The sequence below is a fragment of the Pirellulimonas nuda genome, from assembly GCF_007750855.1.
GTDB classification, from domain to species: domain Bacteria; phylum Planctomycetota; class Planctomycetia; order Pirellulales; family Lacipirellulaceae; genus Pirellulimonas; species Pirellulimonas nuda.
The window spans coordinates 1,742,350-1,757,838 of record NZ_CP036291.1; the positions used below are offsets into that span (position 1 = coordinate 1,742,350).

A 15,489-nucleotide genomic window follows, 5' to 3' on the forward strand; every position below is an offset into this window, starting at 1 on the left:
TATCGTCGCGGCGTGCAGTAGACTGTACCGCGAGCGCAACCTTTCAGCGCTGCTGGCGGTAGAGGCCCGCACGACCGATGTAACGCGCCACCTTGATCGGCACGAGGTCGTCGATCGGCTCCCCCACGCCGACGCGGCGCCGTACCTCGCTGCTGCTCGCGGGGTTCGGGGGCATCGCGATCGAGAGCCCCGAGATCGCGGCGAGCCGCTGGGCGCTCAGCAGCGGCGCCAGCACCGACCGGTCGGGGGCCGGCTGCCCCGGACGGCAGACCACCAGCGGCGTCGCCAAGCGGAGCACTTCTTCGGGCTCGCGCCAGTTCGGCAGGTCGAGCAGCGTGTCGGCCCCGAGCAAGAAGAAGAGCTCCGCCCTCTCGTGCTGGGCGCGGAGCGTACGCAGCGTCTGCACCGTGAAGCTCACCCCGCCACGGTCGAGCTCGATCCGCGACGCAGAAAACCCCGCACGCCCCTCGAGCGCCAGCAGCAGCATTTGCCAGCGGTCTTCGTCCCCTGCCTGGGGGCCGTCTGGCTTGTGCGGCTGGACGGCCGACGGGATGAAGCAAACGCCATCGAGCGAGGCCTGCTCGTAGCACGCCCGGGCGACGGCGAGGTGGCCGTTGTGGATCGGGTCGAAGCTGCCGCCAAACAGTCCTAGTCGCATAGCAAGCGGTCGTCGCCGTGGCGTTTGGGAATAAAAACCGAGCGGCGGACGATCGTCCGCCGAGCAATGCACAAGGGCTGAGGATAGCCGCCGGGGCCGAGGACGGGCCGGCTCGCACAGGGGCGGTGATAGCGTACGATAACGCTCCCCGGTCGCCGGGCCCAAGTCCCCAGGCCGACGCCCGCATCCCCCCTCGGCGGAATGCCGTCCGCCACTCTGTCCTCGGTCCCGACGCTAGTTGTGCAACGCAGCCTGTTTGAATCCGACCCGGCGCCGTGGGAGCTCGACGCCGCCGAGCGCCGGCGGGTGGCCTCGATCGTGCTGGTCGAGGGGCTCGACAAGCCGCTGGACTACCTGGCGCCCGACCGCTTTGCCGACAAAGGGAAACCAGAAATCTACCTCGAGCCGGGTCGGCGGGTGCGGGTCCCACTGGGGCGTGGCAACCGCTCGGTGACGGGTTACTGCGTTGAGGTGGGGATCAAGGAGGTCGGCAGCAGGCCGCTGAAAGAAGTCTTGGCGGTCGTCGACAGCGAGCGGCTCGTGTCGGCCCCCATGCTGCGGCTCACACGCTGGATGGCGGATTACTACCTCTGCAACTGGGGGCAGGCGCTCGAGGCGGTGGTGCCGGCCGGCGTGCGGGCCCGGGCCGGCACGCGCGAGGTGCTGCTGCTGCACGTGCCGACCGCCGTCGCCGCGCGGATCTCGTCGATCGACGTCACCGACACCCAGCGCCGGATCCTGGAGACCCTGGCGGCGAGCCCCAAGCCGCTCGCCATCAAGCAGCTTGCCGGGCGGGCCGGCTGCACCGTGGCGCCCATCAACGTGCTACGCAAGCAGGGGCTGATCGCAGAGCACACCGAGCGGGTCGACGTAGGCGACGCGCTTGAGCACGACGTCGCCCGCGAGCTGCCCAAGCAGCTCAACCCCGATCAGGCGCGGGCCTACGCCGCCATCGAGGCCGCGCTCGACTCCGGCAAGCAACGGACCATCCTGCTGCACGGCGTAACCGGCAGCGGGAAAACGGAGGTTTATCTGCAGGCGGTGGAGAAGGTGGTCTCGTTCGGACGGCAGGCGATCGTGCTGGTGCCAGAGATCAGCCTGACGCCGCAAACGGTACGGCGGTTTGCGGCCCGCTTCGACCGGATCGCCGTGCTGCACAGCCATCAGAGCGACGTCGAGCGGCGGCGCCACTGGCGGCGGATCGCCTCGGGCGAGGTGCAAGTAGTCGTGGGCGCCCGCAGCGCGGTCTTCTCGCCGGCGAAGAACCTGGGGCTGATCGTCATCGACGAAGAGCACGAGGCCACCTTCAAACAAGACACCGCGCCGCGGTACCACGCCCGCACGGTCGCCCAGCGGCGCTCAGAAGACGAGGGGGTCCCGCTGGTGCTGGCGAGCGCCACCCCCTCGCTGGACGCGTGGTGGGAGACCCAGACCGGGCAGTCCGAGCTGGTAGAGATGCCCCGCCGGGTGGCGAACCGCCCGATGCCGGCGGTCCGCACGATCGACCTACGCGAAGAACGCGACCGCCGCGGCCCGCGGGGCGCCATCAGCCGCGTGCTCTACCAGGGGATGCGCGAGGCGCTCTCCGACGGCGGGCAAGTCATTTTGTTGCTGAACCGGCGTGGGTTCTCGACGCACGTCCAGTGCCCGCGGTGCGGGTTCGCGCTCAAGTGCCCCCACTGCGACGTGGCGCTCACGTTCCATCGGGCCGACCACGTGGCGTTGTGCCACTGGTGCGACTTCCGCGCCGAGCCCCCCAGCGCGTGCCCCGACTGTCAGAACCCGGGCATCCTGTACGTGGGCGTCGGCACGCAAAAACTGGAAGACGAGGTGCGGGCCCGATTCGCTGAGCACAAGGTCCTGCGGATGGACGCCGACGCGATGCGCAAACCGGGGAGCCACGACACGGCCCTCGAGGCGTTCCGGCGGGGCGAGGCGCAGATCTTGCTCGGCACGCAGATGATCGCCAAGGGGCTCGATTTTCCCAACGTCACCCTGGTAGGGGTGGTGAGCGCGGACACCGCGATCCACTGGCCCGATTTTCGGGCCAGCGAGAAGACCTTCCAGTTGGTCACCCAGGTTGCAGGCCGCACCGGCCGCAGCGACCGGGGGGGGCGGGTGCTGGTTCAGACGTTCGACCCCGAACACCCCGCGATCGCCGCGGCCACCAGGCACGACTTTGCCCGCTTTGCCGACGGGGAACTCCCGGAGCGCAAGGCGCTGCTCTACCCGCCGTTCGGATCGCTGGTGCGGATCGTCGCCCGCGGCGACGCGCGCGACCCCATCGAGGCCGTGCTGACCGCGACCGCCGAGCGGCTGCGGAGCCAGGCAGGCGAGTCCGACCTGCGCATCACCGGCCCCGGCCCAGCGCCGCTGGCGCGGCTGCGCGGCAAGTTCCGCTTCAACCTGCTGGTTCGGTCGGCCGACCGAGACCGGCTCCACGCGCTGATCCGCGACGCGATGGGACGGGCGAAACTCCCCAAAGCGGTAGAATGGATCGCGGACGTCGACCCGGTGGATATGCTCTGATTTGGTCTGTCATCTCGGGGAAACGGCCGCCCGAGACGCGCCTGGGCGGGCCGACTGTTCGCGATCGGCGTCTGATTCTCCCGGCGAACTGCCTTTGGCGCCAAATCGCCGGTCCGCGTAGAATCAGTCGGGACAACCACCTGAGGCCGGATGAGTTACAAGAGTTTTAAGCGGGTGCTGGGAGAGTCGAACCTGGAGCGCAAGTGCCTCTGGTGGTTCGGGGTCTGCTTGGTGCTCATGCTGGGGCTCAGCTTCTACTGGTACTCGAACCAGATCTCCTCCCGTGTGTTCGATCAAGACCGCAAGCTAGCGAGCGAGCTCGTGCGGACCGGGTGGTACGAAGAGTGCTTCCTCAAATGGGGCCGCAAGCCGATCGCGGGGGAGTACGACCGGTCGCTTGGCGTAGGCTCCATCGATCCCGAAGAGGACGTAGACGAGCTCACGCTGCAATGGTTCAAACGGGGCGGTCAGAGCCTGGGGCAGCCGTTCGAGCTGTACGCCATCTACCCCCCCAACGACAACGGCGTGCAGAAGAACCCGCCGACCAACGCAGAAGAAGAAGAGATCCTGCGCTACTTCTTGGCCAACCCGCCGCAGGCAGCGGAGGGCGACAGCGCGGACAAGAAGTTCCGCGAGCAGTCGGTCTTGGACGCCGACGGGCATTGGACCTACCGCTACTACCAGCCGCTCTACGCAAAACGGGGGTGCGTAGGGTGCCACCAAGTGGCGGGGGCGGGTTCGCCCCGGACCAATCTGGCGGAGAACGACCTGCTGGCCGTCGCCCGGGTAGAGATCGACCAGCAGGGGACACGCCGCGACCTGGCCAAGGACAACGCGTTCCTGTGCGCGATGGCCGTCACCATCGGCTTTCTGTCGATGTTCTTGCTGTACTTCATCATCCGCTACATCATCGTCAAGCCGGTGCAGCACCTGCGGGACGTGACCAACGCGGTGCGTGAGGGCGACATCGAGCAACGCGCCCAGATCCACACGGGGGACGAATTCGAGGAGCTGGCCGCGTCGTTCAACCGGATGCTCCGTCGGCTGCTGCGACAGCAAGACGCGTTGCAAGACGTGAACGGCGAGCTCGACGCCAAGGTCGATCAGCTCGCCCAGGCCAACATGCGGCTGTTCGAGATGAACCGCCTCAAGAGCGACTTCCTGGCCACCATGAGCCACGAGCTTCGGACCCCGCTCAACAGCATCCTGGGTTTCAGCGAGGTGCTGGGCGGCATCGACAGCCTGAACGACAAGCAGCGGCGGTACGTGGCGAATATCTCCAACAGCGGGCGGATGCTGCTGGAGATGATCAACGACATCTTAGACCTGGCCAAGATGGAGTCGGGCAAGATGGACGTGCGGCCCAGCGAGTTCCGCGTCGACACCGTCGTGGGCGCCCAGTGCGACCTGGCTCGGCCGCTGTCGGAGCGGAAGAACATCGACCTGGTGTTCGCCTGCCCCACGGGCCTGCCGCCGATGATGCAAGACCAGGCCAAGCTGCAGCAGGCGCTGAACAACCTGCTCTCCAACGCGATCAAGTTCACGCCGGAAGGGGGCCGCATCGCCGTGCGGGTCTCCCGCTCGGCGGAGGGGGTGCTGGTGCTGCAGGTGGAGGATTCGGGCATCGGGATTAGCGAGACCGATCAGGCGCTGGTCTTCGAGAAATTCCGCCAGGGCGCCGCCGCCGCGCCGACGGGCGACACCATGACCCGCGAGCACTCCGGCACCGGGCTGGGGCTCTCCATCGTCCGCGAGATCTGCCGTCTGCTGGGGGGCGAGGTGACGCTGCGCAGCGCCCTGGGCAAGGGGAGCACCTTCACCATCACGCTCCCCTGGACCCTCTCCACGGCCGGCGACCTCGACGCAGAAATGAATCAACGCGTGGCGGAATTGACGAGGCCCGTCATGCCCTCGTTGACGTAGGGCGTGTTCCCCAGCGCCGGGACCGAGGACGGTCCGGCTCACACCACCAATTGACGACCACCAACTTACAACTGACGACGGACAACGAACCAACTGTGCACGACATTCACCTCTACACCGACGGCGGCTGCAGCGGGAACCCCGGCCCCGGGGGCTGGGCGTTCTTGCTCCGCCACCCCGCCACGGGCAAAGAAAAACAGGGCTCCGGCGGCGCCCCCGAGACCACCAACAACCGCATGGAGCTTCAGGCGGTCGTCGAGGGGCTCCGTACCCTCACGCAGCCCAGCTCGGTGGAGCTGTTCACCGATAGCGTCTACGTCGGCAAGGGGCTGAGCGAGTGGATGCCCAAGTGGAAGCAGAACGGCTGGCGCCGCAAGGAAGGGAGCCGCTGGGCCGAGGTGAAGAACGTCGACCTGTGGCAGACGCTCGACAAGCTGGTCGCCACCCACAAGGTCAAGTACACCCGAGTCGCGGGCCACAGCGGGCATGAAGAAAACGACCTGGTCGACCGCCTAGCGGTCGCCGCCTACCAGCAGTACCTGTAGACGCGTCCCCGAGAAAAGGCTCAATAGCCGACGGGCTCCGCCCCGTCGGGGTGGCTCGGACCAGGCATCCATCCCACCACCCCGAGGGGGCGTAGCCCGTCGGCTATTCTCCCAGCGTTTGCGCCTTATCATGCGGTCATGGACGACGCGCCCGTCGAGAATGCTTCCCCTGAGCAGTTGCTTGCGACCCCCATCGCCAAGCTGCGGGGGTCGACCCCTGCGCGGGCGTCGCGGGTGCGCAAGCTGGGGCTGAGGACCGCCCGCGACCTGCTGTTCTTCTTCCCGCGCGACTACGAGGACATCTCCGACCTGCGGACGATCGACCAGTTGGAAGAAGACGCGCTGGTCACCGTGCGGGGCGTGATCGAAGAGGTCGACTCCAGTTCCAGCGGCTTCGGCCGCAGCCGGGTCGGCATCATCGTCGCCGACGGCACGGGGCACGCCCGCGGCACGTGGTTCAACCAGCCGTTTATGCGGGACAAGTTCGCCAGCGGCCAGCGGGTGCAGCTCTCGGGCAAGGCCAAGCTGCGCGGCGGGCGCTACGAGTTTTCGCACCCCCGCGTGGCGTGGCTCGAGGCGGACGAGGCGGCCCCCGCCACGCCGCTGCTGCCGGTGTACGGCCTCACGGACGGCATTACGCAGTACCACATGCGGAAGCTGGTAGAGACGGCGGTCGAGGACTTCGCCACGGCGCCGCCGGAGGTCTTCTCTCAGGCGTTGCTGGAGGAGCACGCACTGCTGCCGATCGCCAGGGCGCTGCCGCTGATCCACGGGCCGCACGACGAAAAAGAAAAGGAGGCAGCCCGCCGGCGGTTTGTGTTCCAGGAGCTGTTCGTCCTGCAGCTTGCGCTGGCCGCGAGGCGGTACCAGCAGCGGGTTGGGTTCCGCGCGATTGAGCTGCCGACCACGGCGCAGGTCGACGCCCGCATCCTCCGGCTGCTGCCGTTCGAGCTGACCGCCGGCCAGCGTGCGGCGATCGAGCAGGTGAGCCGCGATATCGCCGAATCAACGCCGATGAATCGGCTGCTGCAAGGGGACGTCGGCAGCGGCAAGACGGTGGTGGCGCTCTACGCGTTGCTGGTGGCGGTGGCCGGGGGCGCCCAGGCGGCCTTGATGGCGCCGACGGAGATCCTCGCCCGGCAGCACGCCCTGACGCTGGCCGGGCTGCTCAAGCAGAGCCGCGTCAACTTCCGGCTGCTGGTCGGCGGGCAGAACGAGGCGGAACGCTCGGAGGTGCTCACGGGCATCGCCTCGGGGGACGTGAACTTGGTGATCGGCACGCACGCGCTGCTCTCCGAAGGGGTCGAGTTCAAGCGGCTCGGCCTGGCGGTGATCGACGAGCAGCACAAGTTCGGCGTCCGCCAGCGGGCCGCGCTGCGGCGCGGCGACTCCTCCCCCCACTACTTGGTGATGACCGCGACGCCCATCCCGCGGACGATCAGCATGACCCAGTTCGGCGACCTGGACGTCTCCATCCTCCGCGACATGCCCCCCGGCCGGCAACCGGTGACCACCTACCTGGTGGCGCCCGAGCAGCGGCCCCGCTGGTGGAAGTTTGTCCGCGACCGCCTGCACGAGGGGCGCCAGGCGTACTTCGTGGCGCCGCTGGTGGACGGTTCGGATACCGTAGCGGCCGTCAGCGCCAGCCAGGCGTTCGAGTCGCTCACCAACGGCGAGCTGGCCGAGTTCCGCGTTGATATTTTGCACGGGCGGATGACCCCGGCAGATAAAGACGACGCGATGGCCCGTTTCCGCGCGGGGCAGACGCAAGTGCTGGTCTCGACCACCGTGATCGAGGTCGGCGTCGACGTCGCGAACGCCAGCGTGATGATGATCGCCTCCCCAGATAGGTTCGGCCTCAGCCAACTCCACCAGCTGCGGGGCCGGGTAGGGCGGGGGGGCTTCCCGGGGTTCTGCGGCTGCCTAGCCGAAGAAGAACTCACCGACGCGGCCCGCAAACGCCTGGAAGCGTTCGCCGCCACCAACGATGGTTTCGAACTAGCCGAGCTCGACTTCAAGCTCCGCGGCCCCGGCGACTTGTTCGGCGCCAAACAATCGGGCCTGCCGCCGCTGATGATCGCCGACCTGGCCCGCGACCGCGAGACGCTAGAAGAAGCGCGCCAGGCGGCGCACGCCCTGTTCGCCGCCGACCCGGGGCTGAAGAACCCTGAGCACGTGCTGCTACGTAAGCAGATGCTAACGCGCTACGGCGCGGCGCTGGAATTGGGGGACGTAGGCTGAGTTAGAAAGAAGGAACCGCCGATGAACGCGGATAAACGCCGATAAGGATGATGATTCTTTATCGGCGTTCATCCGCGTTCATCGGCGGTTCCCATTCCGTTAGCGCTTCGCCGCGGCATCTAGTTCGCGAAGGATCGATGTCTTTATCTGGGCGCCTTCGTCGAAAGTCTCACGCACGTTTTCCGGAAACGTCAACTCTACCGTCTCCTTTCCAACGATTGCGATCATCCCAAGCGCTGCGCCGCCGACCGCCACCCCCTCTCGCATGCCGCTCTGCATTTGCAAGTCACTTCTCACAGGCAAGGCATTGCGGAATCGCAACTGAACTCCCTTCCCCTCGGGAAACATGGTGCTGGCGCCGACGTAGTACTTCTGCGTCTTTCCCTGGAACTGTTGCGGAACGCCAAACGGGATTTCCACTACTCCGAAAGCGCCGCCGGGACATGCGAATGACACCTGGACTTCATTCTGGTCGTTAACTTCCATCCACCCAGGAACCTGACGCAAGGCGACTACGGTTTCGCACGGCCGATCGAACCGATTCTGAAAGAACAGATTCAAGGTGGCCGCACCGTCGTTCACCCCGAACGCAAAGCCGAAACAGAGCCCACCCCTGTCGAGATACTTGCCAACCTGTCCGTAGAGATAATCGAACGCTTTGTCGCGCCGATAGGTGAGCGCCAGAAGGCCGCAAACAGATGCCAGACCCACAAGAATTGATCCAACTCTCCCGTACCAAATCAACTGATCGGGATGACGGTCGCTCCAAGTGCCTGCGCCAACCACCACCGCCAGTATGCCGAGGATAACGCACCAAGTTTTCAGTGTCTCATGCATCAGCAATCGCCACACTCGCTATCGGCGTTCATCCGCGTCCATCGGCGGTTCCCATTCCGTTAGCGCTTCGCGAACATCGGCCCCGCGTACTCGGCCGTCGCGCCCAACTGCTCTTCGATCCGCAGCAACTGGTTGTACTTGGCCATCCGGTCGCTGCGGCTGGCAGAGCCCGTCTTGATCTGGCCGGTGGAGAGGGCGACCGCCAGGTCGGCGATGGTGCTGTCCTCGGTCTCGCCCGAGCGGTGGCTGGCGATCGAGGTGTAGCCGTTGCGGTGGGCGAGCTGGATCGCGTCGATCGTCTCGGTCAGCGTGCCGATCTGGTTGACCTTGATCAGGATGCTGTTGCCGATCCCCTCGTCGATGCCGCGTTGCAGACGCTCGACGTTGGTGACGAACAGGTCGTCGCCTACGAGTTGCACCTTCTTGCCGATCTTGTCGGTCAGCAGCTTCCAGCCCTCCCAGTCGTCCTCGCCACAGCCGTCTTCGATGCTGCAGATGGGGAACTTGTCGACCCAGCCCGAGAGCAGGTCGACCATGCCGGCGGAGTCGATCTCCTTGCCGTCGATGGAATAAACCTTCTTCTTCGAGTCGTAGAACTCGGTGGCGGCGCAGTCCATCGCGAACCACACGTGCTCGCCCGGGACGTAGCCCGCCTTTTCGATGGCGGTGAGGATCACGTCGAACGCCTCGGCGTTGGCGCCCAGGTCGGGCGCGAAGCCCCCCTCGTCGCCGACGGCGGTGTTCATCTTCTTGTCTTGCAGCACCTTCTTCAGGTGGTGGAAGATCTCGCAGCCGCACCGCAGCGCGTCGGAGAAGCTATCGACCCCCAGCGGCATCACCATAAACTCTTGGATGTCGACCGAGTTGTCGGCGTGCTCGCCGCCGTTGAGGATGTTCATCATCGGCGCGGGGAGCAGCCGGGCGTTCGAGCCGCCGAGGTAGCGGAACAGAGGGAGCCCGCAGTACCGCGCGGCCGCGTGGGCGTTGGCCAGCGAGACCCCCAGGATGGCGTTGGCGCCCAGGTTCTTCTTGTTGGGCGAGCCGTCCAGGTCGCACATGTGGTGGTCGAGGGCGGCTTGGTCGAGGCCGTCCATGCCGATCAGCTCGTCGGCGATCCGCTCGTTGACGTTCTCTACGGCCTTGAGGACCCCCTTGCCGAGGAAGGCGCCCTTGTCGCCGTCACGCAGCTCCCACGCCTCGTGGGCGCCGGTGCTGGCGCCGCTGGGGACCGCCGCGGTGCCGACCGAGCCGTCGGCCAGGGTGACGTCGACCTCGATGGTGGGGTTGCCGCGGCTGTCGAGGATCTGGCGGGCGTGGACGTCGACAATCGTGCTCATGGCGGAATCCGAGGCGGGTTCTGGGGTGGGTTCTGGTTTGGGCGTCATTGTATGGAGCAAGCGCCGACTGTCGAGCCGGGGCGCCCAACGCCGCTCCCAAAGCCCAATAGCCGACGGGCTCCGCCCCGTCGGGGGGCTGAGTCGTAACGTCTACCGAGCCACTCCGACGGGGCGGAGCCCGTCGGCTACTTCCCCTTGTGGGAAGATCTCCATTCGTGACTTCGGGATGGAGCTCGATCCCTGCTTCTGGGGGGAGCCCTGATGCTGGGGGCAGCTCCGGCGCTACTCTGCGGGAGAGAGCGTCTGCGAGAGCGACTTCTGCACCCACTCAAGCCAGGCCTTGGTCGGGAGCCCGTAGGGGCGGAACTTCTCGATCTGCCCCGTCTCGTCGCTGTAGAACAACGCCCGGAACGCCCGCAGCCTTGCCGCGGCCGGGGTGTCGAGCAGGTTGCTCGAGTCGGCGGCCGACATCTGGAAGGCGATCCGCATGCCGAACTCGCGGAGGGTCATGCGGTCGGTGATCCGGCCGACCGTGTTGTAGCTGTCGCACCAGACCAGGGCGTGAACGCCGAGGCCGGGGCCCGACCTGAGCAGCTCAGCGAACTGCTTGTCGGGGCTGGCCGGCTTGTCGCGATCGGAAGAGAAGCTGAAGTCGTCTTCGCTGCGTCGCAGTTCGCGCAGGCGGCCGGCGTTCCAGACGATCAAGAACAGCGGCGGGGCGTGGTCTTCGTTCGCCTCGTCGCGACGCGCAGCCTCAGACGCGACGGACGCCAGCGCTTCGGTGGTCTGCCCCGCGTCGTACCGCTGCAGCCGATCGCCGAGCGCGGCGGCGACGGCGGGCCAAACCGCCGCGGCGCCATCGTCGGCCCGCGTGCCGTCTAGCACTACCACACGCGCCTCGGGGTGGCTGGCGGCGAGCGCCACGGCCGCGGCCGAGAGGATGCCGGCGGCCTCGGCCTCGTTGGGTCCGACCATCAGCAGGTTGGCGCCGGCGTGGCGGCCGAACTCGGCCCGCGTGGGGGGTTTGATGGCGATGGCGTCGCCCAGCCACGCTTGCGGGACGGCGACGGGGCGGAGCCCGTCAGCAAGCTGAGCTTGCTGAGTGAGCAGGGTGGTGAGCTGCTTGTTCTCTTGCGGGTCGGCGGGGGCGGCGCCCTCGAAGACAATGGTGGGTGGGACCTCGACCCCGCGGCGCTCCCGCTCGGCCTGGGCCAGGGCCAGCCAGTCGATCCGCTGCGCGTCGGGGAGCCACACCACCTGGAACGGCTCGTTGGCGGCCAGCAGGCCGTTCTGGTCGTTGTAGATGGCTTCGCCAGGGCGGCGCAAGTAGCGGGCGGCCGTGTTGCGTTCGTCGCTGAGGATCAGGTGGGCGTCCGCCTCGCTCGACTGCAGCGCCACCCGCACCGCGATCTGCCCCAGCGTGCTGCGGGCGATGGAGTAGGCGCCCGAGAGCGTTTGTGTCCCCAAGATTACGTGCATCCCAAACGCGCGACCTTGCCGCACGAGGCGGTCAAGCAGCAACTGGGCGTCTTGCGCCAGACGGTCGTCTTCCACGAACAATTCTTGAAACTCATCGATCACCAGCAGGATGCGCGGCATCGGATCGTCGGGGCGTGCGGCGCGGTAGTCGGCTAAGCCCTGCACCGCGACCTCGCGGTACAGCTCGCCGCGGCGCTTGAGCTCTTCGTCGAGGCGCTCCAAGACGCTGAGGCCAAACTCGCGTTCGCTCTCGATCGCCACCACGCGGGCGTGCGGCAGCCGGCCGTAGGCGTAGGCCTGGAACTCGACCCCCTTCTTGAAGTCGACCAAGTAGAACTCCAGCTCGTCCGGCGTGAACCGCAGCGCGGCGCTGGTCACTAGCGCGTGCAGGAACGTGCTCTTGCCGGAGCCGGTCTTCCCCGCAACCAACAGGTGGTGGGCGGCGCCCTTGCCCAGCCGCACGTACTGCAGCCGGTTGGCGCCGGCGCGGCCGACGGGGATTAGCAGCTCGTCGCTGCAGACGTCTTCCCACAAGTGATCGGGGTCCGGGGCGACGATGCTGAAGGGCGCCTCGACCTTGATCGCCCCCTTGGCCGCCTGGCCCGCGCGGCGGATGGCGTCGACCATCAGCTCACCCGGGGGCGAACCGGCGACCGCCAACGGGAACTTCTCGAACACAGGCTGTCGCCACGTCAGACGCTCCGCCTGCGGCAGCCATTCCAGCAGCACGGCGTCTTCGGTCAGGTCGCCCAGGCGGAAGTCGCTGGGGAAGCGGGCGGTCCGGTCGATGCTCGCCAGCACGTACACTCCGCACCGCGGGCCCCCCGAGACGATGCTGATCAGCCGCCTGACGGCCGTGTCGGAGAACGCGTGCGGGAAGCCCGCGATCACCACCACCTGCAGCGGCTCGGCCACCTCGCCGGCCTGGGCGTTGTACTCGTGGATCGTGGCGTACTCGTCCCGCAGGAACTTCTGGATCACCGTCTCCATGTGGTTGGTGACCCGGGCGAGCTGCTCGTCGATGTCGCGCGGCTCGGCCCAGATGCGGCCGGCGATCAGGTTGTCGTCGTAGTCGGCCAGGTGCATGAACGCGGCGAAGCTCTCGCCCAAGCCGGTGGGGTCGAGCAGCGTGAACCGCACCTTGCCGGCCGGCAGGCCCGTGAGGAACCGGAACGCCACGGTCTGGACCAGCTCGGCCGCGACTGCGCGGCCGGCTCCCTCGGCCAGGACAAACAGCGACGGCTGTTCGTTCAGCGTGACCAGCGCGGGAACCTCGATCTGATTGGTCGGCGGCGCCAGGCGCGGGTCTTCGGGGAGCGCGTGCTTTACGCGGGCCAGATCGATCGTGACCCGGCCAAACTCTACCGCGGGGATCATCTGCTGCGTCGGACGCCACGCGTCGAGGTCGATCGCTTCCCAGTCGGCCGGGAAGTGGGCGTCGCACACGGACCGCTCGGCCGCGAACGCCTCGTGGATCTCGGCGACGCCCGACAACCAAGCCTCGGCCATGGCGGCCCAGTCGCGGTCGTGCGTTGCATTGATCTCGGCGATCGCCGTGTCGCGCTGCGCCGCGCTCGCCGCGGCGTCTGCGTCCCGCTGGGCGGTCGCCCGGCCGAGCGCTTCGGCGAGCTCGGCGTCGAGCCGCGAGCCGCCCGACTCGCGCTCGGCGCGCAGGGTCTCAAGCCGGTGCGGGTACGACCGGCCGGCGCGGACCAGCTCTTGCTCCACCTGGGCGGTCACGCCATCGATGCGGCTCTTGACTTCGAAGCCGACGGCGGCCAGCTCTGCGTCGCGCGTATCCACCAGCGACTGCGCTTCCTCCTGCTCGCGGAGCAGCGCGGCGGCCCGGTACGTTTGGATCGCGCTGCGGGCGTCGGCAAGGGCCGACGCGATGCCGTCGAACGCCTCGGCGCCGGCGGCGCGAGACTTGGGCCAAGCCAGCAGCCGCAGCAGGGCGCCGCTCGCCACGAGCGCGCCGACGGCCGCCCCCCAAGCAAACGGGCTGACGGGTCCGGCCCGCCAAGCGGCGAGGGCGTAGTTGCACAGCGCCACGCCGCCGACCAGCACCCATGGCGTGGCGCCCTCAAACAGGCGGGGCAACTTCTGGGCGTAGAGCGCCTCAACACGCCGCCGCGCCTCGGCGGCCGTCGCCTCGGCCCGCTGCTGAACCGCTTCCACCGCCGGCGTGTCGGCCGGCTGGGGCGGGGAGGGCGTTGTCAACTTGCTGACGTCGGTCGCGCTGGAGAACTGGCGCCGCGACTTGAGGATGGCGACCGTGTCGCCGGCGAGCGCTTCGAGGCTCCGCCACGCCGCCCCCAGGGGCGCCAGCGCCTGCTCCCGCCTCTGGGCCGGCTCGTCCTTGCGGGCCTCGTAGATGCTGAGGGTCTCGAACGCCACGCGACGCTGCAGCTCGAGCGCCTCGGCCTCGGTTGCGCCGCGCTGCGTTTCAGCCGCGGAACGGACGCCGTGGTACTCCGCCTGTACCGCTTCGCGACGGGCGTTGAGATCCTTGTCGAGTTCCGCGACCGCCGCGGCGTGTCGCGATTCGGCCTCGTTGGTCGTGGCGGCGTGGGCCCGCACGATCGCGTCGGCCTCGCGACGGAATCGCTCGTGGGCGAGCCGTGTTTCGGACGACTGCGCGATCGCGATCCGCTGCTCGGCCTCGTGACGATCGGTGGCGAGCCGCTGCAGGCGCGCGAGCAGCGCTGCTTGACGTTGGGTCGAGAGTTCGGGCGCCGCGGCCATGCCTACCCTGGGTCACGAGTGCGAGGACTGGTTCCCACTAAGGATAGCGGATTATCGGGCTATTGGTCTGCATCGCGTTGCGCCTCGCCGGCGATCAGGGCGAGCCTGCCGATCGCGTCGAGCGTCCCCTTAATCACCGGGGCCATCGGCTCGATCCGGTCCTCAAACACCGCCCGGCTTACCGGGTCGTTCCAATCTGCCGACGCGGACTCGTACGCCAGCAGCAGGTCTTCGTACGCCTGGCGGATGCGGCCGGCGCCCGTTTCTAGATCAACGCGTCTCACGTGGGCTCCTCGCTTATCGGTCCTGGCGCCTCGGAGGGGGCGGCAGCCGGCGGAGCCGACGCGCGGCCCGAGGCGTACCGGCTAAGGCTCGCCAGCACCCGGTCGAGCGCCGCCACGGCCGCGGGCGCCTCGACGTCGGCAAGCTGCTTGAGGCTGTTGACCCGTCCCCGGTATTCGTCCAGCTCGTGCTGCAGGTCGCGCACCCACTCGCGCAGACGCTGGAACTTGGCCTCGCAATACGCCTGCCGTTGCTCGGCCCGGCGGAGCGCCTTCCGCTGCTCGACGCACGCCGGACGCTCGTCCGCGACGGGGTACATGAGCTTGCGGTTGAGCTCGGCCCGGGCCTGGGCGACCTCGTCCCAGCTACGTCGCAACTGCTCGCGCCAGTAGCCGGGGCGGTCGTGCTCGATCCAGTCCAGCAGCCGCCTGAGTTCCGTCTCGATCTCATCGAGGCCCAACCTTACCTGATCGGCAAAGTTGACCGCCGCGGCCCGCACCGCCAGGATCGCATCGGTCGAGCGGACGTTGGCCGACATAGGGGCGAGGGGTTAGGGGCGAGAGGCGTGGACGTTGCGCGCGGAGAGTCCGAACATTGCTTGCGCGTTCTCGCCCCTCACCTCTGCTGCAGGTACTCGTCGATGCGGTCTGCCTTGCGGAGCAGGAACGGCGCATGGTCGTTCGTCGATTCAACGTAGCGCGCGATCGCCTTGGTTTGTTCCTCGAAGTCCTCGACAAACTTCTTGTGCTCCTGGTCACGCCAGGTGGCGCTCAGGGCATGGAGCTGCGCGCTCAGCGCGCCCATCCGCTCCTCCAACTCCTGATTGAACTTGCGCAGGTTGTTGGCGAAGCGCCGAAGCTCGGCCGGGTCAACGATGGCTTGCGACATACCGAGGCCCCTTGAAATAGCTCGC

General features: G+C 67.9%; 11 protein-coding genes. 4 read left to right on the top strand and 7 right to left on the bottom strand.

What is annotated here, in order from left to right; genetic code table 11:
- Positions 1–43: 43 nt before the first annotated feature.
- Positions 44–658 (bottom strand): nicotinate-nucleotide adenylyltransferase, encoded by a 615-nt coding sequence (nadD, locus tag Pla175_RS07245; RefSeq protein WP_145282639.1) that lies wholly within the window; start codon positions 656–658, stop codon positions 44–46.
- Between the two features lie 201 nt (positions 659–859).
- Here nadD and priA point away from each other — a divergent pair, with 201 nt between their 5' ends.
- The 4 genes from priA (at position 860) to recG (ending at position 7,896) form a co-directional block, all read left to right on the top strand.
- A complete protein-coding gene (gene priA / locus Pla175_RS07250; protein WP_145282641.1) occupies positions 860–3,187 on the top strand; it encodes a replication restart helicase PriA in 2,328 nt (775 codons plus the stop codon).
- 150 nt (positions 3,188–3,337) lie between these two features.
- Positions 3,338–5,110, top strand: a complete 1,773-nt coding sequence (locus Pla175_RS07255) for an ATP-binding protein (protein ID WP_145282643.1) — start codon at positions 3,338–3,340, stop codon at positions 5,108–5,110.
- A 95-nt stretch (positions 5,111–5,205) separates the two neighbouring features.
- Positions 5,206–5,655 carry a ribonuclease HI gene (gene rnhA / locus Pla175_RS07260; RefSeq protein WP_231954242.1) on the top strand — a complete coding sequence of 150 codons (450 nt, stop codon included), beginning with the start codon at positions 5,206–5,208 and terminating at the stop codon, positions 5,653–5,655.
- Between the two features lie 138 nt (positions 5,656–5,793).
- A complete protein-coding gene (gene recG / locus Pla175_RS07265) occupies positions 5,794–7,896 on the top strand; it encodes an ATP-dependent DNA helicase RecG (RefSeq protein WP_145282645.1) in 2,103 nt (700 codons plus the stop codon).
- A 99-nt stretch (positions 7,897–7,995) separates the two neighbouring features.
- Here recG and Pla175_RS07270 read toward each other — a convergent pair whose 3' ends face one another.
- The 6 genes from Pla175_RS07270 to Pla175_RS07295 all read right to left on the bottom strand — a co-directional run bounded on the left by Pla175_RS07270 (position 7,996) and on the right by Pla175_RS07295 (position 15,464).
- On the bottom strand, positions 7,996–8,733 hold the full coding sequence (locus Pla175_RS07270) for a hypothetical protein (RefSeq protein WP_145282647.1): 738 nt from the start codon (positions 8,731–8,733) through the stop codon (positions 7,996–7,998).
- Between the two features lie 59 nt (positions 8,734–8,792).
- A complete protein-coding gene (gene eno / locus Pla175_RS07275; protein WP_145282649.1) occupies positions 8,793–10,070 on the bottom strand; it encodes a phosphopyruvate hydratase in 1,278 nt (425 codons plus the stop codon).
- A gap of 282 nt (positions 10,071–10,352) precedes the next feature.
- Positions 10,353–14,294 carry an FtsK/SpoIIIE domain-containing protein gene (locus Pla175_RS07280; protein WP_145282651.1) on the bottom strand — a complete coding sequence of 1,314 codons (3,942 nt, stop codon included), beginning with the start codon at positions 14,292–14,294 and terminating at the stop codon, positions 10,353–10,355.
- Between the two features lie 59 nt (positions 14,295–14,353).
- Complete coding sequence (locus Pla175_RS07285; RefSeq protein ID WP_145282653.1) at positions 14,354–14,578, bottom strand: hypothetical protein; 225 nt, start codon at positions 14,576–14,578, stop codon at positions 14,354–14,356.
- Positions 14,575–15,114 carry a hypothetical protein gene (locus Pla175_RS07290; RefSeq protein WP_145282655.1) on the bottom strand — a complete coding sequence of 180 codons (540 nt, stop codon included), beginning with the start codon at positions 15,112–15,114 and terminating at the stop codon, positions 14,575–14,577. The genes Pla175_RS07285 and Pla175_RS07290 overlap by 4 nt, the downstream gene beginning before the upstream one ends.
- A 77-nt stretch (positions 15,115–15,191) precedes the next feature.
- Complete coding sequence (locus Pla175_RS07295) at positions 15,192–15,464, bottom strand: WXG100 family type VII secretion target (protein ID WP_145282657.1); 273 nt, start codon at positions 15,462–15,464, stop codon at positions 15,192–15,194.
- Positions 15,465–15,489 lie beyond the last annotated feature (25 nt).

Excerpts from the sequence above, each read along its gene's own strand:
- nadD (WP_145282639.1), bottom strand. The coding sequence starts at position 658 with ATGCGACTAGGACTGTTTGGCGGCAGCTTCGACCCGATCCACAACGGC.
- priA (WP_145282641.1), top strand. The coding sequence starts at position 860 with ATGCCGTCCGCCACTCTGTCCTCGGTCCCGACGCTAGTTGTGCAACGC.
- Pla175_RS07255 (WP_145282643.1), top strand. The coding sequence starts at position 3,338 with ATGAGTTACAAGAGTTTTAAGCGGGTGCTGGGAGAGTCGAACCTGGAG.
- recG (WP_145282645.1), top strand. The coding sequence starts at position 5,794 with ATGGACGACGCGCCCGTCGAGAATGCTTCCCCTGAGCAGTTGCTTGCG.
- Pla175_RS07270 (WP_145282647.1), bottom strand. The coding sequence starts at position 8,733 with ATGCATGAGACACTGAAAACTTGGTGCGTTATCCTCGGCATACTGGCG.
- eno (WP_145282649.1), bottom strand. The coding sequence starts at position 10,070 with ATGAGCACGATTGTCGACGTCCACGCCCGCCAGATCCTCGACAGCCGC.
- Pla175_RS07280 (WP_145282651.1), bottom strand. The coding sequence starts at position 14,294 with ATGGCCGCGGCGCCCGAACTCTCGACCCAACGTCAAGCAGCGCTGCTC.
- Pla175_RS07290 (WP_145282655.1), bottom strand. The coding sequence starts at position 15,114 with ATGTCGGCCAACGTCCGCTCGACCGATGCGATCCTGGCGGTGCGGGCC.
- Pla175_RS07295 (WP_145282657.1), bottom strand. The coding sequence starts at position 15,464 with ATGTCGCAAGCCATCGTTGACCCGGCCGAGCTTCGGCGCTTCGCCAAC.